This is a genomic window from Cumulibacter manganitolerans (genome assembly GCF_009602465.1).
GTDB lineage: Bacteria > Actinomycetota > Actinomycetes > Mycobacteriales > Antricoccaceae > Cumulibacter > Cumulibacter manganitolerans.
Genome location: NZ_WBKP01000004.1, coordinates 59,926 through 80,671, shown reverse-complemented (window position 1 = coordinate 80,671; position 20,746 = coordinate 59,926). Strand labels below are relative to the sequence as shown.

At 71.0% G+C, this 20,746-nt stretch carries 18 protein-coding genes; 11 read left to right on the top strand and 7 right to left on the bottom strand.

What is annotated here, in order from left to right:
* Nucleotides 1-38: 38 nt before the first annotated feature.
* From fabG to F8A92_RS02535, 3 genes are read left to right on the top strand one after another with little or no spacing between them, the layout of a single operon-like run.
* A complete protein-coding gene (fabG, locus tag F8A92_RS02545; protein ID WP_153503038.1) occupies nt 39-758 on the top strand; it encodes a 3-oxoacyl-ACP reductase FabG in 720 nt (239 codons plus the stop codon).
* Between the two features lie 35 nt (nt 759-793).
* Nucleotides 794-1,567, top strand: a complete 774-nt coding sequence (fabI, locus tag F8A92_RS02540; RefSeq protein ID WP_153503036.1) for an enoyl-ACP reductase FabI — start codon at nt 794-796, stop codon at nt 1,565-1,567.
* Nucleotides 1,568-1,577: 10 nt separating this feature from the next.
* Nucleotides 1,578-2,621, top strand: a complete 1,044-nt coding sequence (locus F8A92_RS02535; protein WP_153503034.1) for a ferrochelatase — start codon at nt 1,578-1,580, stop codon at nt 2,619-2,621.
* Nucleotides 2,622-2,638: 17 nt separating this feature from the next.
* On the opposite strand, the gene F8A92_RS02530 is transcribed toward F8A92_RS02535, so the two are convergent.
* Nucleotides 2,639-3,421, bottom strand: a complete 783-nt coding sequence (locus F8A92_RS02530; RefSeq protein WP_153503032.1) for a hypothetical protein — start codon at nt 3,419-3,421, stop codon at nt 2,639-2,641.
* A 49-nt stretch (nt 3,422-3,470) separates the two neighbouring features.
* Between F8A92_RS02530 and F8A92_RS02525 the strand changes: the two genes are divergently transcribed.
* The 5 genes from F8A92_RS02525 to F8A92_RS02505 are packed head-to-tail and all read left to right on the top strand — an operon-like array spanning nt 3,471 to nt 7,869.
* Nucleotides 3,471-4,295 (top strand): DUF3097 family protein, encoded by an 825-nt coding sequence (locus F8A92_RS02525; RefSeq protein ID WP_153503029.1) that lies wholly within the window; start codon nt 3,471-3,473, stop codon nt 4,293-4,295.
* Between the two features lie 50 nt (nt 4,296-4,345).
* A complete protein-coding gene (locus tag F8A92_RS02520; RefSeq protein ID WP_153503027.1) occupies nt 4,346-4,789 on the top strand; it encodes an NfeD family protein in 444 nt (147 codons plus the stop codon).
* A 16-nt stretch (nt 4,790-4,805) separates the two neighbouring features.
* Nucleotides 4,806-6,044 (top strand): SPFH domain-containing protein, encoded by a 1,239-nt coding sequence (locus F8A92_RS02515; protein ID WP_153503024.1) that lies wholly within the window; start codon nt 4,806-4,808, stop codon nt 6,042-6,044.
* A gap of 21 nt (nt 6,045-6,065) precedes the next feature.
* Nucleotides 6,066-6,905 (top strand): aldo/keto reductase, encoded by an 840-nt coding sequence (locus F8A92_RS02510; protein WP_153503021.1) that lies wholly within the window; start codon nt 6,066-6,068, stop codon nt 6,903-6,905.
* Between the two features lie 4 nt (nt 6,906-6,909).
* Entirely contained in the window at nt 6,910-7,869 is a 960-nt protein-coding gene (locus F8A92_RS02505; protein ID WP_153503019.1) for a DMT family transporter, read from the top strand.
* A 472-nt stretch (nt 7,870-8,341) separates the two neighbouring features.
* Here F8A92_RS02505 and tgt read toward each other — a convergent pair whose 3' ends face one another.
* The 4 genes from tgt to F8A92_RS02490 all read right to left on the bottom strand — a co-directional run bounded on the left by tgt (nt 8,342) and on the right by F8A92_RS02490 (nt 12,169).
* Entirely contained in the window at nt 8,342-9,562 is a 1,221-nt protein-coding gene (gene tgt / locus F8A92_RS18850) for a tRNA guanosine(34) transglycosylase Tgt (RefSeq protein WP_228389134.1), read from the bottom strand.
* The gene (locus F8A92_RS18845) at nt 9,559-10,260 is read right to left on the bottom strand and encodes a queuosine precursor transporter (RefSeq protein ID WP_228389133.1); all 702 of its coding nucleotides are present in this window, start codon (nt 10,258-10,260) and stop codon (nt 9,559-9,561) included. The genes tgt and F8A92_RS18845 overlap by 4 nt, the downstream gene beginning before the upstream one ends.
* Before the next feature lie 68 nt (nt 10,261-10,328).
* Nucleotides 10,329-11,252, bottom strand: coding sequence for a tRNA glutamyl-Q(34) synthetase GluQRS (gene gluQRS, locus F8A92_RS02495; RefSeq protein WP_153503014.1), 924 nt, complete (start codon nt 11,250-11,252; stop codon nt 10,329-10,331).
* Nucleotides 11,249-12,169, bottom strand: a complete 921-nt coding sequence (locus F8A92_RS02490; RefSeq protein ID WP_153503012.1) for an EamA family transporter — start codon at nt 12,167-12,169, stop codon at nt 11,249-11,251. Before F8A92_RS02490 ends, gluQRS begins: the two co-directional genes overlap by 4 nt.
* A gap of 69 nt (nt 12,170-12,238) precedes the next feature.
* Between F8A92_RS02490 and F8A92_RS02485 the strand changes: the two genes are divergently transcribed.
* Nucleotides 12,239-13,459 (top strand): serine hydrolase domain-containing protein, encoded by a 1,221-nt coding sequence (locus tag F8A92_RS02485; protein ID WP_153503010.1) that lies wholly within the window; start codon nt 12,239-12,241, stop codon nt 13,457-13,459.
* Nucleotides 13,460-13,463: 4 nt separating this feature from the next.
* Here the strand turns inward: F8A92_RS02485 and F8A92_RS02480 are convergent, their stop codons facing one another.
* Nucleotides 13,464-14,663 carry an MFS transporter gene (locus F8A92_RS02480; RefSeq protein WP_153503008.1) on the bottom strand — a complete coding sequence of 400 codons (1,200 nt, stop codon included), beginning with the start codon at nt 14,661-14,663 and terminating at the stop codon, nt 13,464-13,466.
* Between the two features lie 78 nt (nt 14,664-14,741).
* Between F8A92_RS02480 and F8A92_RS02475 the strand changes: the two genes are divergently transcribed.
* Nucleotides 14,742-15,503 carry a sulfite exporter TauE/SafE family protein gene (locus tag F8A92_RS02475; RefSeq protein WP_153503005.1) on the top strand — a complete coding sequence of 254 codons (762 nt, stop codon included), beginning with the start codon at nt 14,742-14,744 and terminating at the stop codon, nt 15,501-15,503.
* 15 nt (nt 15,504-15,518) lie between these two features.
* Here F8A92_RS02475 and hrpA read toward each other — a convergent pair whose 3' ends face one another.
* Nucleotides 15,519-19,307 (bottom strand): ATP-dependent RNA helicase HrpA, encoded by a 3,789-nt coding sequence (gene hrpA / locus F8A92_RS02470; RefSeq protein ID WP_153503003.1) that lies wholly within the window; start codon nt 19,305-19,307, stop codon nt 15,519-15,521.
* A gap of 102 nt (nt 19,308-19,409) precedes the next feature.
* On the opposite strand from hrpA, the gene F8A92_RS02465 reads away from it, so the two are divergent.
* The gene (locus tag F8A92_RS02465; protein ID WP_228389132.1) at nt 19,410-20,732 is read left to right on the top strand and encodes an MFS transporter; all 1,323 of its coding nucleotides are present in this window, start codon (nt 19,410-19,412) and stop codon (nt 20,730-20,732) included.
* Nucleotides 20,733-20,746: the final 14 nt, after the last annotated feature.

Sequence of the window (20,746 nt, the reverse complement as noted above, 5' to 3'; positions counted from 1 at the left end):
GCGGACCACATCCGCCCGACCCACCTGAGGTGCTGCCCGTGTCTGATTCGTTCGTCGCCCGCTCCGTACTCGTCACCGGGGGAAACCGCGGCATCGGCCTCGCGATCGCCCAGGCCTTCAGCGCCGCCGGACACAAGGTGGCGGTGACGCATCGCGGTTCCGGCGCCCCCGAGGGGTTGCTGGGGGTGCGGTGCGACGTCACCGACGAGGCCTCCGTCGACGCGGCGTTCAAGGAGGTCGAGCAGGCGCACGGCCCGGTCGAGATCCTGGTCAGCAACGCCGGGATCACCGACGACACGCTGCTGCTGCGGATGAAGGAGGACCAGTTCTCCGGCGTCCTCGACGCCAACCTCACCGGCGCGTACCGCGTCGCAAAGCGCGCCTCGTCCAAGATGCTCCGGGCGCGCTGGGGGCGGCTGATCTTCATCGGATCCGTCGTGGGCCTGATGGGCAGCCCCGGGCAGGCCAACTACGCCGCCAGCAAGGCCGGGCTGGTGGGTCTGGCGCGGTCCATCGCGCGCGAGCTCGGCTCGCGCGGCATCACCGCCAACGTGATCGCCCCGGGCTTTGTCGAGACCGACATGACCGCGGAGCTGAGCGAGGCGCGCCAGCAGGAGATCCTCGGGCAGGTGCCGCTCGGCCGGTACGCGAGCCCCGCGGAGATCGCCGACGTGGCGCTCTTCCTCGGCGGCGACGCGGCCGGGTACGTGACCGGGGCAGTGATCCCGGTGGACGGCGGCCTCGGGATGGGCCACTAGGCTCGCAGACGATCCACAGCGATAGGAGACCAGCCATGCCCGGACTGCTCGAAGGCAAGCGACTGCTGATTACCGGAGTGCTCACGGAGGCGTCCATCGCCTTCGCGGCCGCCCGCATCGCCCAGGAGGAAGGCGCGCAGATCGTGCTGTCGAACTTCGGCCGCGGGCTGTCGCTGACCAAGCGGATCGCCAAGCGGCTGCCGACCGAGCCGCCGGTCATCGAGCTCGACGTCACCGACGACGAGCAGCTGGCCTCCCTCGCCGACCGGGTCCGCGAGCACGTCGACGGCCTGGACGGCGTGCTGCACGCCATCGGCTTCGCGCCGCAGGAGGCGCTCGGCGACGACTTCGCGGCCACCGGCTGGGAGCACGTGCAGACTGCCTTCCACGTCTCCACGTGGTCATTCGCCGCGCTCGCGCACGCCTGCCTGCCGTTGTTCGGCGAGAAGGCGAGCGTGGTGGGCCTCGACTTCGACAACTCGACCACCGCCTGGCCGGTGTACGGGTGGATGGGCGTGGCGAAGGCCGGACTGGAGAGCTGCTCGCGGTACCTGGCCCGCGAGCTCGGCCCGAAGGGGGTCCGGGTCAACCTCGTCGCGGCGGGACCGCTGCGCAGCATGGCGATGAAGTCGATCCCCGGCTCGGTGGCCTTCGAGACGGCCTGGGAGCAGCGCGCGCCGCTGGGCTGGGACGTGACCGACACCGAGCCCTCGGGTCGGGCGTGCGTCGCGCTGCTGTCCGACTGGTTCCCGGCGACGAGCGGCGAGCTCCTGCACGTGGACGGCGGCTACCACGCCGTCGGCGCCTGAGGTGACCGGCATGGACGGCGCCGTCGACGCCGTCGTCCTGGCCTCGTTCGGGGGCCCGGAGGGCGTCGACGAGGTGATGCCGTTCCTGCGTCGGGTGACGGCCGGGCGCAACATCCCCGACGAGCGGCTGCGGGTGGTCGGCGAGCACTACTTCCACTTCGGTGGCGTGTCTCCGATCAACGAGATCAACCGCGGGATCCAGCGGCGGCTGCAGGCGGAGCTCGACCGACGCGGCCACGACCTGCACGTCTACTGGGGCAACCGCAACTCCGAGCCGTTCCTGGTGGACACGGTCGCCGCCTGCGCGGCGGACGGCGTGCGCTCCGCGCTGGTGCTGGCCACCAGCGCGTACGGCGGCTACTCCGCCTGCCGGCAGTACCACGACGACATCGCGACGGCGGTGGCGGCGGCGCAGCACCGCGTGCGCCTGGAGAAGCTGCCGCAGATCTACCACACCGATGCGTTCGCGGACATCAACGCGGACGCGGTCCGCCGCGCCCTCGCCGAGCTGGGGCGGCCCGGCCTCGACGAGCGCACGCGCCTGGTGCTCACCGCGCACTCGGTGCCGGTCAAGGCCAACGACGAGAGCGGCCCAGACGGCGACCTGTACCGCAGCCAGGTCGAGCTGGTCGCCGCCGAGGTCGCGTCCCGGGTCGGCGCCGCCACGTGGGACGTGGCCTGGCAGAGCCGTTCGGGGGCACCGCACGTGCCGTGGCTGGAGCCGGACATCTGCGACCATCTCGAGACGCTGCCCGGCCAGGGGATCGAGGCCGTCGTCGTCGCGCCGATCGGGTTCGTGAGCGACCACATGGAGGTGGTGTGGGACCTCGACACCGAGGCGCGGGGCGTTGCCGAGCGGCTGGGGCTCGCCATGGCGCGGGCCGGGACCGCCAGTGACGACGACCGGTTCATCACGCTCTACGCCGACCTGATCGAGGAGCGCATCGGCGTCGACCGCCAGGTGTCCAGCTACTGCGCACCGCTGCAGGGGGCCACCGGCGTCGGCGTCGACGGCTCGGGCTGCTTCGCGGGCTGCTGCCGCCCGCGCGGCTGAGCGCGGCTCGCGACCCGCTACTCGTGCGGCAGGCTGTTGTACGCCGCGGTGAGCGCCCTGGCGATCTGCCGACGCAACGGCGCGAGGGCGCGGTCGCGCGCCGCGGCCTCGTGACCGCTGACCGCGCCGCCACCCGGGTCGGCGGCCGCCGCGTTCAGCAGCACCTCGAGCTGGTGGGCACGCACCAGCAGGTGGCTGGCCCGGGGCGGACAGCCCGCGGGCAGGGGATGGGCGCCCACCTCGTCGAGCGCGCGCCGCGACACCCGCCCCAGGCGCGGGTCCCACGAAGCGACATCGAGATCGGTCAATATCGCCGTAGATCGATGAATGGCCTCGGTGAGCTCGGCGGCGGCCTCACTGACCGACACGTACTGGACCCTCGAGCGGCTGGTGAAGAGCGTCAGCTCGATGGCGTCCTCGGTCTCCTGCGTCACGACGGCCACCAGGCCGAGCGGCTCGAGCAGGACGGCGCTGCCCGCTGCGTAGGCGGGAGCCAGCGCCGCCCCGGGACCGACACCCGCGGCGTCGCCGGCCATCGGGAACGCGGCGTCGAGCCTGCGCACCCCCCGGTCGCGTAGCGCGATGAGCAGCTCGGACAGGGTCAGCGCGTCGCCGGGCGGCACCAGCACGACCGTCTCGCCGGGCTGCTCCCAGGGCGCGCGCTCGATGGTCGCGGCCTGCTGGCGCACGGCGGAGGACTTGTGGCCGAGCACGTGCTCGAGCACGTCGTCGAGGGGGACGGCGCCCTGCAGGTAGGCGGTTGCCCACGCGGCGAGCAGTCCGGCGGTAGAGCCTGGCACGACGGCGAGCCTAGCCCAGGGACGCCGCGCGAGAACGTAGCCTCGCGGGGTGCGTTCACATTCCTACTCTCGCGACATCACCGCCAAGAAGGCGATCACCGCGCCGCTGTCGGTCCCGGTGGAGATCGACCTGGTCCTCGAGGATCGGGTGAGCGGGTTCTGCGGTGCGGTGATCGAGTTCGGCAAGGAGACCGTGACCCTCGAGGACCGCGACGGGAAGCGGCGGGTGTTCCCGCTCAAGCACTCCGGGTTCATGCTCGAGGGCGCGTCGGTCATGCTGCGCCGTCCACAGGCGCCGAGCGCACCGGCCGCCCCGCGCACTGCTTCCGGGTCGCGTGCCGAGCCGCGGTCGCGGGCGAAGGTCGCCCAGGCCGGCCGTATCTACGTCGAGGGCGTGCACGACGCCGCGCTGGTGGAGAAGATCTGGGGCGCCGACCTGCGCGCAGAGGGGATCGTCGTCGAGCCGCTGCACGGCGTCGACGACCTGGCTGCGGTGGTGGCGGAGTTCGCGCCCACGCCGCGCAGGCGCCTCGGCGTGCTGGTCGACCACCTGGTCCCGGGCTCCAAGGAGTCGCGCATCGTGGCCGCGGTGCGCGACCCGAACGTGCTCGTGCTGGGCCACCCGTACGTCGACATCTGGCAGACCGTCAAGCCGCACATCGTCGGCATCGACGCGTGGCCGGTGATCCCCAAGGGGCGGCCGTGGAAGCAGGGGGTGTGCGAGGCGCTCGGCGTACCGGAGGAGTACCTGCTGTGGAAGCGCATCCTCGGCGCGGTCACCAGCTACAAGGACGTCGAGACGCCGCTCATCTCGTCGATCGAGCGGCTGATCGACTTCATCTTCGAGACCGGTGACGCGCACCTCGCCCGGTAGCGCCGCACGCCTTCCGTGCGGGCGCGAGGGGAAGCGGGCAGGATAGAGCCATGTCACCGTGGGCGATCTGGCTGGTCATAGCGGCGTCGAGCGCCGGGCTCGAGGTGCTCAGCGGCGACTTCTTCCTGCTGATGGTCGGCGGGGGCGCGGCGGCGGCGGCGATCGCCGCGGCGGCCGGGGCGGCGCTCTGGCTGCAGCTCGTGCTGTTCGGCGTGGTCTCGCTGCTGCTCGTGCTCGGCGTGCGTCCCTGGGCCAAGCGGATGCTGCTGCGCGGCCAGCCGGAGATCGCCGACGGCGTCGACGCGGTCATCGGCCATGGAGGAGTGGTCACCCAGACGGTCGACACGCACGGCGGACGGATCAAGGTCGGCGCCGACGAGTGGTCGGCGATCGCGCAGCTGCCGTACGACGTCTACGAGGTCGGCGCCAACGTCATGATCGTGGAAATCAGGGGCGCGCACGCGGTGGTCACCGCCGATGCGCGCGACATCTAGAGGAAGAGGGCGCCAGATGAACGCCGGAGTCGTCGTGCTGATCGTGATCGCCGCACTGATCGTGCTGATCATCGCGCGGGCCATCAGGATCATTCCCCAGGCGCGCGCCACCGTCATCGAGCGGCTCGGTCGCTACAACCGCACGCTGACCCCGGGGCTGCACTTCCTGGTGCCGTTCGTGGACCGCGCGCGCTCCACCATCGACCTGCGCGAGCAGGTGGTCCCGTTCCCGCCGCAGCCGGTGATCACCAAGGACAACCTGATGGTCGGCATCGACACCGTCATCTACTACCAGATCACCGAGCCGCGGATGGCCACCTACGGCATCGCCGATCTCGGCGGGGCGCTCGAGCAGCTCACCGTCACCACGCTGCGTAACCTGGTCGGCACCATGACCCTGGAGGAGGCGCTGATCTCCCGTGACGAGATCAACGCGCAGCTGCGGTCGGTGCTGGACGGCACCACCGGCAACTGGGGCGTCCGCGTGGCGCGCGTCGAGATCAAGGCCATCGACCCGCCGGCCTCGATCCAGGACTCCATGGAGAAGCAGATGCGGGCCGACCGCGACAAGCGGGCGGTCATCCTGGGCGCGGAGGCCAACCGCGAGTCGCAGATCCGGACCGCCGAGGGCCAGAAGCAGGCCGCGATCCTCTCCGCCGAGGGCCAGAAGCAGGCCGCGATCCTGTCCGCCGAGGCGGAGCGGCAGTCCCGGATCCTGCGCGCGGAGGGTGAGCGGGCCGCGCGGTATCTGCAGGCGCAGGGCCAGGCGAAGGCGATCGAGACCGTCTTCCAGGCCATCCACGACGGCAACCCCGATCCGCGGCTGCTGGCCTACCAGTACCTGCAGACGCTGCCGCAGATCGCCCAGGGCGACGCCAACAAGGTGTGGATCGTGCCCAGCGAGTTCTCCAACGCCCTGAAGGGGCTCGGCAAGATGACCGGCGTCGACGAGGCGGAGCTGTCGTCGTTCGCGAACCTGCCGGACAGCGAGGGACCCCGCACGACGTCCACCATCGACACCGGCGACTGGTTCGAGTCGCAGCTCAAGGACCAGGTGGCCAGCGCGACCGAGGCGGCCGACATCAAGCTCGAGCCGGTCGACAAGATCGCGCCGGCGATGCCGCAGCTGCCGAACCTGTCGGGCAATCCCGGCTTCACCTCGCCGCCGGCGCCGTTGCCCGAACCCGGCGAGCAGCCCGAGGAGTACGGTGGACAGCCGCCGTCGGCGCCGCCACAGGGGCCGCAGCGACCGTAGCCACTTCACCAGAGGAGCACCGTGCCGAGCACGAACGTACCGAGCATCACCCTCAACAACGACGTCGCCATCCCGCAGGTCGGCTTCGGCGTCTTCCAGGTTCCCGCGGAGGAGACCCGCCAGGCGGTCACCAACGCCCTCGACGCCGGCTACCGGCATATCGACACGGCGAAGATCTACCAGAACGAGGCCGCCGTCGGGGAGGCGATCCGCGAGTTCGGGATCGACCGCGACGAGGTGTTCATCACGACCAAGTGCTGGAACTCCGACCAGGGGTACGACGAGGCGTTGCGCGCCTTCGACACGAGCCTCGAGCTGCTCGGCGTGGAGCACCTCGACCTGTACCTCATCCACTGGCCGGCGCCGCAGCTCGACCGCTACCTGGACACCTGGCGGGCGTTCGAGAAGCTGTACGCCGACGGCCGCGTCCGGGCGATCGGCGTGTCCAACTTCCACGTGCCGCACCTCGAGCGGCTGCGCAAGGAGAGCGACGTCGTCCCGGCGGTCAACCAGATCGAGCTGCATCCGTGGCTGCCGCAGAACACCCTCCGCGACTACCACGCGGCGAACGGCATCGCCACCGAGGCGTGGAGCCCGATCGCGCGCGGCGGCGAGCACCTGAACAACGCGATCCTCAAGGGCGTGGCCGACAAGCACGGCCGCACCGTCGCGCAGGTCATCCTGCGCTGGCACGTGCAGCTCGGCAACATCGTCCTGCCGCGCACGGTCAAGGCGGCGCGCGCCACCGAGAACATCTCGATCTTCGACTTCGACCTCGACGAGGCGGACCTCGGCACGATCGCCGGCCTGGCCTCCGGCATGCGCGTCGGGCCGGACCCCGACGAGTTCAACGTCGCGTAGCCGCATGCCCACTCCGAGCCGCGCCGCCGGCGCGCCCACCCGCGCGCCGGCGCCGTGGCTCGTGCTGCTCCTGCAGCTCGCCTTCGTGCTGCTGTTCAGCAGCGGGTTCATCGTCGGCCGCATCGCCACCGACGCGGCGCACCCGTTTGCGATCCTGTTCTGGCGGTTCGTCGTCGCCGGCTCGCTGCTCAGCGTGCTCGCGGTCGCCATGCGGGCGCCGTGGCCGCGGACCCGCCGGGAGTGGCGCGACCTCGCCGCGACCGGTCTGCTGCTGCAGACGATGCAGTACGCGGGCACCTACCTCGCCTTCGAGTACGGCATCTCCGCGAGCCTGTCCGCGATGATCATGGGGATGATGCCGCTGCTGGTGGCGCTCGGCTCGTGGCGGCTGCTCGGCGAGCCGCTGACCCGGATGCAGACCGTCGGGACGGTCCTGGGCTTCGTGGGGCTGCTGCTGGCGACGGTGCTCGGGTTCGGCGGCGGGGACGGCTGGGCGTCCATCGTCTGGACCGTGGTGGGCACGCTGGGCATCGCCGCCGGGACGCTGTACCAGCGCCGCTTCGGGATGCGCATGGACCTGCGCTCCGGCGGCGCGATCCAGCTGTTCGTCGGCGCCGCGGGCATGCTGCCGATCGCGCTGCTCAACGGTGGCATCGGGTTGCCGATGAGCGCGCCGGTGGTGTTCAGCGTGTCGTGGTTGGCGACCATGAACACCCTCGGCGCGATCACCCTGCTGCTGTACTTCCTTCAGAACCAGTCGGCCGGTGAGGCATCGAGCCTGTTCTATCTGATGCCGGGCGTCACGGCGGTCGCGGCCTGGCTCATCCTCGACCAGCCGATCCACTGGTACACGCTCGTCGGGCTGGCGATCACCGGGGCCGGGCTGGTGCTGGTCACCCGGTACACCCACGAACGGCGCGCGCGGCGTGACCTGGACCTCGCCCTCGGCGAATCGATGACCTAGTCGCGGATCCTTCGAGAGACGACCGTCCCCGCTCGAGCGTCGTCGGTCAACCCCACGGCCATCGGGCCCCCACGGTCGTCGAGCGAGCGAGGAACGAGCGACGTCGAGACGCCGCGAGCCGGCAATCCACCGCACCACGTCTCGACGTCGCCTCCGCTGGCGCTCCGGCTCGCTCGACGACCGTGGAACGGAGCCCCTCGCGCTCGACGCCCGTGGAACGGAGCCCCTCGCGCTCGACGACCGGCTCCGCGGCCGGTCGCGGCGACCCAGCCACCCGTACGGTCGTCGGGCCCACTGATCGTCGGCCCCACACGGTCGTCGAGCGAGCGAGGAACGAGCGACGTCGAGACGCCGCAAGCCGGCAATCCACCGCACCACGTCTCGACGTCGCCTCCGCTGGCGCTCCGGCTCGCTCGACGACCGGGGGAGAGCCACGCTGCTGGAGGACTGCGACGGCGGCGGTCGCGAATGGTCAGGTCGCGTAGTAGCGGCCGAGGGTGTCGGCCTTCAGGTCCTCGTAGCGGCCGTCGGCGATGCTCGCCCGGATGTCGTCGACCAGGCGGCAGATGAAGCGCTCGTTGTGGATCGTGCACAGCGTGAGGGCGAGCATCTCCTTGGCCTTGAACAGGTGATGGATGTACGCCCGCGAGTAGTTCTGGCAGGTATAGCAGTCGCAGCCGTCGTAGATGGGCGCGAACGCGCGCTTGTGCCGGGCGGTGTTGATGTTGAACCGGCCGTCGGGGGAGTAGACGGCGGCGTTGCGGGCGACCCGCGACGGCGAGACGCAGTCGAAGGTGTCGGCGCCGTTCTCGATCGCGGCGAACAGGTCGTCGGGCTCGCTGATGCCGAGCAGGTGCCGCGGCTTGTCCTCGGGAAGCTCCTCGTTCACCCACCGGACGATCGTCCCGAGATTCTCCTTCTCCAGCGCGCCGCCGATGCCGAACCCGTCGAAGCCGAGGTGGGTGAGGTCCCGCGCGGCCTTGCGCCGCAGATCCTCGTACTGCGCTCCCTGGACGACGCCGAACAGTGCCTGGTACGGGTGCTGGGCGCGTACCGCGGTGAGGCGCTCGTGCTCGGCCACGCAACGCTGCGCCCACGCGTGGGTGCGCTCGAGGGACCGCTCCTGGTAGCTGCGGGTGTTCATCAGGGTGGTGCACTCGTCGAAGGCGAAGATGATGTCCGCGCCGAGCCGATGCTGGATCTGCATCGACACCTCGGGGGTGAACCGGTGCATGGATCCGTCGAGGTGGGACTTGAACGTCACCCCGTCGTCGTCGACGTGCGCCAGGCGATCGCGTCCTTCGGCGATGACGTCGTCGTCCGCGATGCCCTTGGCGTCCATCGCCAGGACCTTCTTGAAGCCCACGCCGAGGGACATCACCTGGAAGCCACCGGAGTCGGTGAACGTCGGGCCGGGCCAGTTCATGAACGCCCCGAGGCCGCCTGCCTCGTCGACGACCTCCGGGCCGGGCTGCAGGTACAGGTGGTAGGCGTTCGCCAGGACGGCCTGGGCGCCGAGCCCGGTGACCTGCTCGGGCGTGACGGTCTTGACGGTGGCCTTCGTGCCGACCGCGATGAACGCCGGGGTCCGGATCTCGCCGTGCGGTGTCCGGATGGTGCCGGTGCGCCCGAGCCGCCCGTGCTCGAGGCGCGCGCCTACCTCGAAGCCGAACTCGGAGGGCTCGGCACTCACGACTCCACGGCCGGGCGATACGACGGCTCGTGCCGCTTCATGAAGGCGATCACCCGGTAGGTGACCGGCAGCATGACGATCTCGACCGCGCACTTGAACAGGTAGCCCACGAGGAAGTAGTTCCAGAACTCCGCCCAGATGAACGGGCCGATCGCGGTGGCGATGAGGCAGAAGATCGCCGTGTCCGCCAGCTCGCCCACCACCGTCGAGCCGACCAGCCGGCTCCACAGGCTCCGCTCGCCGGTGCGCTCCTTCATCTTCACCAGCACCCACGAGTTCAGGAACTGGCCGGCGAGGTACCCGCACAGCGAGGCCAGCACGATGGCCGGCACGAACCCGAGCACCAGGTGGAACGCGTCGCCGTTCGGACGTCCCCAGTCGGGCGCGGGCAGCGCGTCGACGGCCCAGAAGCACGCCGAGGCCAGCGCGCCCAGCGCGAACCCGAGCCAGATGGTCCGCTTGGCGCGACCGAAGCCGTACACCTCCGAGAGGACGTCGCCCAGCACGTAGGTGAGCGGGAACAGGATCGCCCCTCCGTCGAGGATGAGCCCGCCGATCTCCAGCGGCTTGGTCGCTGCGACGTTCGAGATCAGCAGCAGCGCGCAGAAGACGGTGGTGACCACGGCGTAGTACCCGGTGCGCGACGTGGTCGCGGCGACCCGGCCTGGGCGGTCCGACGGGAGGGTTGGGGCACTCATGTGTGCGGTGTCCTTCGGTACGAGCGCGGTTCGCGTTGCTGCCCCAACGCGTCATGACGCCGGAGATTCTAGCAACCCACCGGCGGCACGAAGACCCACGGCGCACGGGGCAGCGCCGACACGTCGAAGCCGGCCACTGCGGCATCGAGGGTGCGCGCGCCCTCCGGGACGGCGCGGCCGCACGAGGCGAGGATGCGCCGGACGACGTCCGCGACGGGCACCCCCGCGGCGGCCAGATCCGCCAGCGTGACGGCGCCGTCCCGCTTGGCCAGCCGCGACCCGGCGGTGCTGACCACCAGCGGGACGTGGCCGTACTCGACCGCGTCGGCGGCCGTGCCGCCGCCCAGCAGGCCGGCCAGGTGCAGCTGGGTCGCCGTCTGCTCGGCGAGGTCGTCCCCCCGCACGATCTGGTCGACGCCCTGCCAGAGGTCGTCGACGACGACCGCCAGGTTGTACGAGACGGAGCCGTCGGCGCGGGCGAGCACCACGTCGTCGACGACCCCGCGGCACGGCCCGAGGACGAGGTCGTCCCACCGGTGCCCGACGTCCGCGCCGCGCAGCCGCAGCGCCGGGCGTCGCCCGGCTGCGCGCAACGCCGCCCCGTCGGCGGCGGACAGGGTGCGGCAGGTGCCGGGATAGCGCCCCGCGCCGGCGTGCGGAGCCGACTGCGCCTCCCGGATCTCCCGGCGCGTGCAGTAGCACTCGTACGTGTCGCCGCCGTCGCGGAGCACGGCCAGGGCCGCGGCGTACGCCGCGTGCCGGCTCGACTGCAGCACCGGCTCGGCGTCCCACGTCAGGCCGATCGCCCGCAGGTCATCGAGCTGCCGGGCGGCCACGTCGGCCCGGCTGCGCTGCGCATCGAGGTCCTCGACGCGCACGAGGAAGCGGCGGTGCGTGGCGCGCGCGGCCAGCCACGCCAGCGCCGCCGTGCGGAGGTTCCCGACGTGCAGGTCGCCCGAGGGGCTGGGCGCGAAGCGTCCGGCAGCGCTCATCCGCGCGGGTCCCCGACGGCCGCGGGGGTGGGCCGGTCCCGGGTGCGCCGCCGCCCGGGCAGCCGCATGCCGCCGGCGGAGGCCACGAGGATGCCCAGCAGGACGATGGCGGCACCGACCCACTCGACGGGCTGCGGAAGCTCGTGCAGCACGATCGCTCCCGCGAGCATCCCGACCGGCGGGGTGCACAGCGACCACGGCGTGACCGCGGCGGTCGGGTAGCGCTTCATCAGGTTCATCCAGATGGCGAAGCAGCCCAGCGTCGCGATCCACGAGGTGAACACGAAGCCGCCGACCATCGGCCAGTCGATCGACGTGACCTGCGCCCGCACCCCGTCCGCCCCGTCCAGCGCGAACGCGGCCAGCAGCATCGGGACGATCGGCACCAGGGCGGACCACACCGAGATGGCCAGCCCCGACTGCTCGCCGGACTTGCGGACCGTCACGTTCGCCGCGGCCCAGCCCAGCGCGGCGACCAGCACCATGAAGAACGGCAGCATCGACGCCGAGCCCTGCCGCGCGACACCGATCAGCGCGAGGCCCGCGAGGCCCACCAGCACGCCGAGCAGCTGCAGGCGGGTCGGCCGCTCCTTGAGCACGAGGACGCCGAGGATCAGCGTGAAGACGGTGACGAACTGGATGAGCAGCGACGCCAGCCCGGCCGGCAGGCCGAGGCGGATCGCCCAGAACATCAGGCCGAACTGCAGGCAGCCGATGAACAGCCCCACGAGCACGGTCGGCTTCCAGCCGGCGGTCGGCCGACCGACCAGGAAGATCGCCGGGACGGCGACGAGGAAGAACCGGATCGCGGTGAACAGGAACGGCGAGAGGTGGCGCAGCATCAGCGCGGACACGACGAAGTTGATGCCCCAGACGGCGGCCACGAAGGCGGCGAGCAGGGCATCGCGACGCGTCATTGCCACACCGTACGTTGACTGGCACGATCAGGAAACTACTGCGCACTACTAACGGCCTCGGAGGATGCGATGGGCGCGACCGATCCGAGCACGCTGGGTTTCGATGCCAAGCGGCTCACCAGAATCGATGACCACCTCAAGAAGTACGTCGACGACGGCCGGCTGCCGGGCTGGCAGGTCCAGGTCGCCCGGCACGGCGAGGTCGCGCACTTCTCGTCCTACGGGCAGCGCGACGTGGAGGCGGGCACGCCGGTGGAGGACGACACCATCTTCCGCATCTACTCGATGACCAAGCCGTTGACGACGGTCGCCGCGATGATGCTCTACGAGGAGGGCGCGTTCGAGCTGACGACCCCGGTCGCCGAGCTGATCCCGGCGTTCGCCGAGCCGCAGGTCTACCTCGCCGGCAACGCGCTGAAGCCGGTGACCCGGCCGGCCGGCACCAAGATGGAGATCCGGCACCTGATGAACCACACGTCGGGCCTGACCTACGGGTTCCACCACATCCACGTGCAGGACGAGATCTACCGCAACAACGGCTACGAATGGGGCACGCCGCCGGGCGTCGACCTGGCCGGCGCCTGCGACGCCTGGGCGTCGATGCCGCTGCGGTTCGATCCGGGCACCCGGTGGAACTACAGCGTCTCGACCGACGTGCTCGGGCGGGTCGTCGAGGTGGCCTCCGGGAAGTCGCTCGACGTGTTCATGCAGGAGCGGATCTTCGACCCGCTCGGCATGACCGACACCGCCTTCCAGGTGGCCGACGACAAGCTCGACCGGCTCGCGGCGCTGTACAGCCCGGGCCCGGACGGCAAGGCGGCTCGGCTGGACGCGTTCGGGGACGCCATCAAGAAGCAGCCGGAGTTCCTCTCCGGTGGCGGCGGTCTGAGCTCCACCACGGCCGACTACTCGCAGTTCTGCGAGATGCTGCGCCGCGGCGGCGAGCTCGGCGGGGAGCGCCTCCTGGGCAGCCGCACGCTGGACTTCATGGTGCAGAACTCGCTGCCGGGCGACCAGGACCTGGAAGAGGTCGGCATCAAGCTGTTCGCCGAGACCCGCTACGACGGCGTGGGCTTCGGGCTCGGCTTCTCCGTGGTGATGGACCCGGTCAAGTACGGCGCCGTGTGCTCGGTCGGCGAGTTCGCCTGGGGCGGTGCCGCGAGCACCGCCTTCTGGATCGATCCGTTGGAGGACCTGACGGTGGTCTTCATGACCCAGCTGCTGCCCTCGAGCACCTACCCGATCCGCTCGGAGCTGAAGGGTCTGGTCTACCAGGCGCTCGTCGACTGAGCGCTCAGCGCGTCACGAGGTCGCGGCGGAGGGCCGTCTGCACCAGCGCGATGGCGCACAGCAGGACGACCCAGCCCGCCGCGATCTCGCTCGCGTGCTGCAGGCCCAGCCGCGCAGTGAGGAAGCCCGCCACCACCGCGGGCGCGCTGAACGCGACGTAGTTGATCACGAAGAACGTCGAGACGACCGCGCCGCGCTCACCGCCGCGGATGTGGCTGGCCACCGTGCCGTAGGACGACGTCTGCAGGATCCCGAAGCCGAAGCCCATGAGGGCGGTGCTGATGAAGTACGGCACCGGCGCCACGGCGCGGAAGGACAGCACCATGCTGACCATCCCGGCCCCCAGGCAGGCCGCCCCGAGCCACATCATCCGCAGGTAGGTCCAGCTGCGCGCGATGAACGGCGCCGCGATTCCCGGCACCCACAGGGCGGCGATGGCGAGTCCGCCGACGAGGGCGTTGTCGATGCCCAGCACCGACTTGACCATCGACGTGCCGAGCGCCAGGTAGATCCCGCCGGTGCCCCAGCAGGCCGCCCAGCACGGCGCCGCCACCAGGAAGCGCGAGCGCAGGTGCGCCGGGATGCCCACCCGTGGCCGCAGCGACGCCAGCGCGCCGGGGCGCAGCGCGGAGGTCTCGGTGACGCCGAGCATCGCCAGGGCGCACAGCAGCAGCACGCCGAGCAGCACCCACCACACGAGCTGCAGCGGCGCGGGGAAGGCCTCGACGAACACGCCCGCGAGCAGTCCGCCGGTCGCCAGGCCCACCGACGGCACCACGTTGCTGGCCACGGCCGCCGCGCCGGGATGCTCGGGCGGGTTGGTGTCCAGCGTGCCGGCGCTCGCCGTCGCGCTGACCAGCCCGGTGCCGACGCCCTGGACGGCGCGCGCGACGAGCAGCCACGCGGTCGACCCGGCGGTCGCGAACACGACGGTGGCGACGGCGACCAGCCCGATGCCCAGCAGCATCACCGGACGACGTCCGATGTGGTCCGACAGCGACCCGGCGGTCAGCATCGTGACCAGCATCCCCACGACGTAGATCGCGAAGACCATGGTCAGGACGGCGGCGGAGAACCCGAACTTCTCTTGGTACAGGGGATAGAGCGGGCTCGGTGTGCTGGCTACGACCATCACGAGCGTGAAGACCGCCGAGTAGGTCCAGAAGCCGTGTGCGGCGGAGCGCTCCCGTCGGGAGTTGGGCATGGTGGCTCCGTTCCCGGTGTCATTTGCACTGCTAACTTAACGCCACGACGATCGCGCACGGAGGAGGCCCCTGCACCGATGTCCCTGCTCGCCGTTCTCGGGCTCGCGATGGCCGGTCTCGGCGCCGGGCTGCTGGGCTCCACCGCCGGGCTCGCCTCGCTCGCGAGCTACCCCGCGCTGCTGGCGTTCGGGCTGCCCCCGGTGCTGGCGAACGTCACGAACACGACGGCGATCATGACCTTCACGATCGGCTCGCTGGCCTCGACCCGGCCCGAGCTCGGCGGGACCTGGTCCCGGCTGTGGCCGCGCATCGGAGTATTCCTGGTGTTCGGCGCCACCGGCGCGTGGCTGCTGGTGCACAGCCCGCCGGGAAGCTTCGAGTCCGTGGTGCCGTGGCTGATCGCCGGGGCGTCGATCCTGCTGATGGCCCGCGATCGCGTGCAGGGCTGGGCGATCTCCAGCGGCCGCAAGCTGCACTCCGCCGGCCCGGCGTTCTGGATCGTGCTCGCCGCGATCGCCGTGTACGGCGGCTACTTCGGCGCCGCCGCCGGTGTCGTGCTGCTGGCCTGGCTGATGCTGACCACCGACGACGGGCTGGCGTACAGCGCGGCGGAGAAGAACGTCCTGCTGGGCGCGTCCAACTTCGCGGCCACGATGGGCTTCGTGCTCATCAGCCACATCCACTGGGGCGCGGCCGCCTGCGTGGCGGTGGGCGGCATCATCGGCTCATATCTCGGACCGAAGCTGGTGCGCCGGACGCCGGAGCGGCCGCTGCGGATCGTCATCGGCATCCTGGGGCTGGGGCTCGCGGTCAAGCTGTACCTCGACAGCCTCGGCTGAGACCCCGGCGGCGGATCAGATGCGGTCCATCGCCTTGCGCACCCGTGCCGCGGACACCGAGTACCTCGGCTTGATCACCTGCGCGAACAGCGACAACCGCAGCTCCTCGATCATCCACCGGATCTCGGTGAGGTCGGCCGGCAGCGGCTCGTCGGCCGGAAACGCCGCGGCCAGCTCGGCGTACTCGGTGAGCAGATCGTGCACCTCGAGCATCGAGAGCCGGTCACGCGGCGGGTTCTCACGCAGCCGCCCGACGCGGACGGCGACGCCGCGCAGGTACCGCGTGATGTCCGGCAGACGGGCGATGCCGTGCCGCGCGACGAACCCCGGCGGCACGAGGAACTCCAGCTGGCGATCGATGTCGGCCACGGCGACCGCGACGCTCGCGACGCGGCGGACGCCGTCGAGTGCGGTGTCGGCGGCCATCTTCGCCTCCAGGACGGCCGCCGTGCGCTCCATCGCGGTGAGCGTGTCGGCGACCTGGTGGGAGCGTGCGTCGGCGCGCAGGGCGGCGTACGCCGGCTCGTCCCACGGCAGGCCGGCCCGGTCGATCGCCGCGCGCGCCACCGCCCGCTGCACGTCGGCGTACAGCGCGGCGGCCGAGGCGTGCGGCGCCTGCGTGAGCGCCACCTTCTGCTGAGGGCTCAGGGCCCGCGTCACCTGGCTGCCGACCGACGGCAGCTCGCGCACGAGCAGCCAGCCGACCGCGCCGCGCATCGCGTCCTCCGCGGACGCGGGGGAGTGCCGCACCCGCAGCGCCAGCTGGTCGCCCTCGACGACCAGCGCCGGGTAGCCAGGGACGGGCCCGTGCTTGGTCTGCAGGTCGACGGACCGGTCGATCGTCCCGACGCTCCACGACGTGAGACCGGTCCGCTCCGCGCTGCGCGCCACCACCGCCACCTGGGCGCGCTGGGCGCCGCCGAGGCGCTCGCGCAGCGCGTCCAGGTCCTTGCCGGCGCCGACCACCTGGGCGGTCTCGTCGACGACACGAAAGGTCATTCGCAGGTGGTCGGGCACCTTGGACCAGTCGAAGTCGCTCTCGTGCACCGCGGCTCCGGTCAGCCGGCGGAGCTCGGCGGCCAGCTGAGGAAGCAGCGGCCCGTCGTCCGGCGAGATGGTCTCGAGGGCGGCGCGGGCGCGGTCGGGGGCCGGCACCACGTTGCGACGGATGGCCTTGGGCAGCGACTTGATCAGCGCGGTCACCAGCTCCTCGCGCCGTCCCGGCACCAGCCACTGGAAGTCCTCGGGGGCGGTCTGCGGCAGGGACACCAGCGGGATGTCGATCGAGATGCCGTCGGCGACTTCGCGCTCGGCGGGGTCGATCGCGCCCGGCTCGAAGCTGTAGGTGAGCTCCAGGGGCCGTGCGCCGTCGCGCCAGACGTCCGGGAAGTCCGCCTCTCCGGGCCGGTCGACGCCGTCCCGCAGCACGTCGGCGGCGGTGAAGTCGAGCAGCTGCGGCGTTCGGTGGCGCTCGTGCTTCCACCACTTGTCGAAATGCCGTCCCGAGACGATGTCGCCGGGCAGGCGGGCGTCGTAGAACGCGAACAGCGACTCGTCGTCGGCCACGAGGTCACGGCGGCGCGCCTTGTCCTCGAGCTCGCCGACCTTCGCCAGCAGATCGCGGTTGCGCTGGAAGAACTGGTGCCGGGTCTCCCAGTCACCCTCCACGAGCGCCTGCCGGATGAAGATCTCCCGCGCGGCGACCGGGTCGATCCGCCCGTAGTTGACCTTGCGGTCGGCGACGATCGGCACGCCGTACAACGTCGCGCGTTCGGTGGCCACGACGGCCGCGCGTCGCCGCTCCCAGTGCGGCTCGCTGTAGGAGCGCTTCAGGACGTGTCCGGCCACCTCCTCGACCCACGCCGGGTCCAGCCGGGCGTTGTCGCGGGCCCACAGCCGCGAGGTCTCGACGAGCTCGCCGGACATCACGTACGGCGGGTTCTTCTTGAACAGCGCCGATCCCGGGAAGATCGCGAACCGGGTCCCGCGCGCCCCGACGTACTCCCGCTTGTTGCGGACGTCCTGCATGCCGATCTGTGACAGCAGCCCGGTGAGGATCGACTTGTGCACCTCGTCGTCGCCGGGACGGCTCGACGAGGTGTGGATGCCCGCGGTCGCCCCGATCTCGCGGAGCTGAGCGACGAGGTCCTGCCATTCCCGGACGCGGACGTAGTTGATGTAGTCGGCCTTGCACATGCGCCGGAAGGCCGACGACGACAGCTCGCGCTGCTGCTCGCGCAGGTACCGCCACAGGTTGAGCAGACCGAGGAAGTCGGAGGTCTTGTCGACGAACCGGGCGTGCTTCTGGTCCGCCTGGGCCTCGTGGTCGGCGGGCCGCTCCCGGGGGTCCTGGATCGACAGGGCCGCCGCGACCACCATCACCGCCAGCGTGGCGTCGCGCCGAGCGGCCTCGACGATCATCCGCGCGAGCCGCGGGTCGATGGGCAGGGCCGCCACCTGCCGCCCGATCGCCGTGAGCGTCACCGCGCCGTCGGCGCGCCGGATCGCGTCGATCTCCTGCAGCAGCGCCATCCCGTCGTTGATGTTCCGCTTGTCGGGCGGCTCGATGAAGGGGAACGTCTCGATGTCGCCCAGGCGCGCGGAGATCATCTGCAGGATGACCGCCGCCAGGTTCGTGCGGGTGATCTCCGGGTCGGTGAAGACCGGCCGCGAGTCGAAGTCATCCTCGCTGTACAGCCGGATGGCGATGCCGTCCGCGGTGCGGCCGCACCGGCCGCTGCGCTGCATCGCCGAAGCCTGGGAGATCCGTTCGATCGGCAGCCGCTGGACCTTCGTCGCGTGCGAGTAGCGAGAGATGCGGGCGGTTCCGGCGTCCACGACGTACTTGATGCCGGGCACCGTCAGGGACGTCTCGGCCACGTTGGTCGCGAGCACGATGCGGCGACCTCTGTGGGCGCCGAAGACCCGGTGCTGGTCGGCGGCCGACAACCGCGCGTACAGCGGCAGCACCTCCGTGCGAGGCAGGTCCAGCTCGCGCAGCGCGTCGGCGACGTCCCGGATCTCGCGCTCCCCGGACAGGAACACCAGGACGTCTCCCGGGTCCTCGCCCGACAGCTCGTGGCAGGCGTCGATGACGCCCTGGACCAGATCACGTTCCGGCGCCTCCGGACGGTCCGGGTCGACCAGCGGGCGATACCGGATCTCGACCGGGTAGGTGCGGCCGGACACCTCGATGACCGGAGCGTCGCCGAAGTGCCGGCTGAAGGCCTGCGGGTCGATGGTCGCCGAGGTGATGACGACCTTGAGGTCCGGCCGGCGGGGCAGCAGCATCTTGAGGTAGCCCAGCAGGAAGTCGATGTTGAGGCTGCGTTCGTGCGCCTCGTCGATGATGATGGTGTCGTAGCGGCTCAGCAGCCGGTCGCGCTGGATCTCCGCCAGCAGGATCCCGTCGGTCATCACCTTGACGTAGCTGTCGCGGCTGACCTTGTCGGTGAAGCGGACCGCGTAGCCGACCTCCCGGCCGATCTCGACGTCGAGCTCCTCGGCGATCCGCTCGGCGACGGTGCGGGCCGCGAGCCGGCGCGGCTGGGTGTGCCCGATCTGGCCGTGGACTCCCCGGCCGATCTCGAGGCAGATCTTCGGGATCTGGGTGGTCTTGCCGGATCCGGTCTCGCCGGCGATGACCACCACCTGGTGGTTTCGGAGCGCCTCGGCGATCTCATCCTTGCGCGCCGTCACCGGCAGCTGCGGGGGATAGCCGATCGCAGGTACGCCGATACGCCGCTGCTCGACCTGGGATTCGGTGAGCCGGTGCGGCGTTCGGCGGGCACGACGACGGGACATGGCCCTCCAGCGTATGCCAGCGTGTTCACCACACGCGCTTCATACCTGTGCTAAACATTTCCTCTATCAGTGCGGTCAGGCCCCCCTATGCGAAGGACTCCTGTGACTACTGGCAAAGAGCATCACCTCCTGCACGACCTGGACGTCGTGGACCATGAGGGGGTCAAGCACAAGCTGCCGCTGCGCACGCTGATCGCGGCGAGCGTCGGCAACGCGGTCGAGTGGTACGACTGGACGGTCTACGCGACCTTCTCCATCTACTTCGCGACGCAGATCTTCCCCGCGGAGAACGAGGCGGCGGCCCTGCTCGGCACCTTCGCCACCTACGCGCTGGCCTTCTTCTTCCGCCCGCTGGGCGGGTTCATCCTCGGCCGGTACGCCGACCGTCGCGGGCGCAAGCAGGCCATGATGCTGACCATCCTGCTGATGGCCGGCGGCTCGCTGCTCATCGCCATCCTGCCGACCTTCAGTGCGGTCGGCTGGCTCGCGCCGATCCTCCTGCTGCTCGCCCGCATCGGGCAGGGCATGTCGCTCGGCGGCGAGGTCTCCAACGCCTCGGCCTATCTGGCCGAGATCGCGCCGCCGGAGCGCCGCGGGCGCTACTCCGCCTTCTTCTACATCTCCACCGGCTCGTCGGTGCTCATCGCCTCGCTGCTGGGCACCTGGTTCGCCAAGACGCTCTCCGCGGACCAGCTGGACTCGTGGGGCTGGCGCATCCCGTTCGTCATCGGTGCCGCGCTCGGCCTGGTCGGCCTGTGGCTGCGTCGCGACATGGCCGAGACCGAGCAGTTCGAGGAGAACAAGGAGATCGCGGCGAACACCAAGTCCCCGCTGATGATGACGCTGCGCGAGCACCCGAAGCAGGTCATGCAGATCATCGGCTTCACGCTGCTGTCGACGCTGTGCTACTACACGTTCTTCTCGGCCGTCACGCCGTACGCCGTGAAGGTCAAGGGCGCGGACGCCGGCGACGTGTTCTGGGCGCTGTCGATCGCCACCATGGTGTTCATCGCCGCCCAGTACCCGTTCGGCTGGCTGTCGGACCGGATCGGGCGCAAGCCGCAGCTGCTGTTCTGGTCGGCGGCCACGGCGGTGGTCATCGTGCCGCTGTCCACGCTGATCGGTCCCGGCTTCGGCAACATGCTCGTCGTCTTCACCGTCGGGCTGTTCCTCTACTCGATGCTGTCGTCGATCGCGCCGGCGATCATGAGCGAGCTGTTCCCGACGCATCTGCGCGGGCTCGGCATCGGTGCCTGGTACAACCTCACCGTCGCCGTGTTCGGCGGCACCGCACCCCTGGTCATCCAGTTCCTCGGTGACCGCGGCCAGGGCCATCTGTTCTTCTGGTACGTCGCGATCGGCGCGGTCATCGCGTTCATCACAGTGCTGACGCTGACGGAGTCCAAGGGCAAGGTCCTCGACTAGGACGATCTCATACG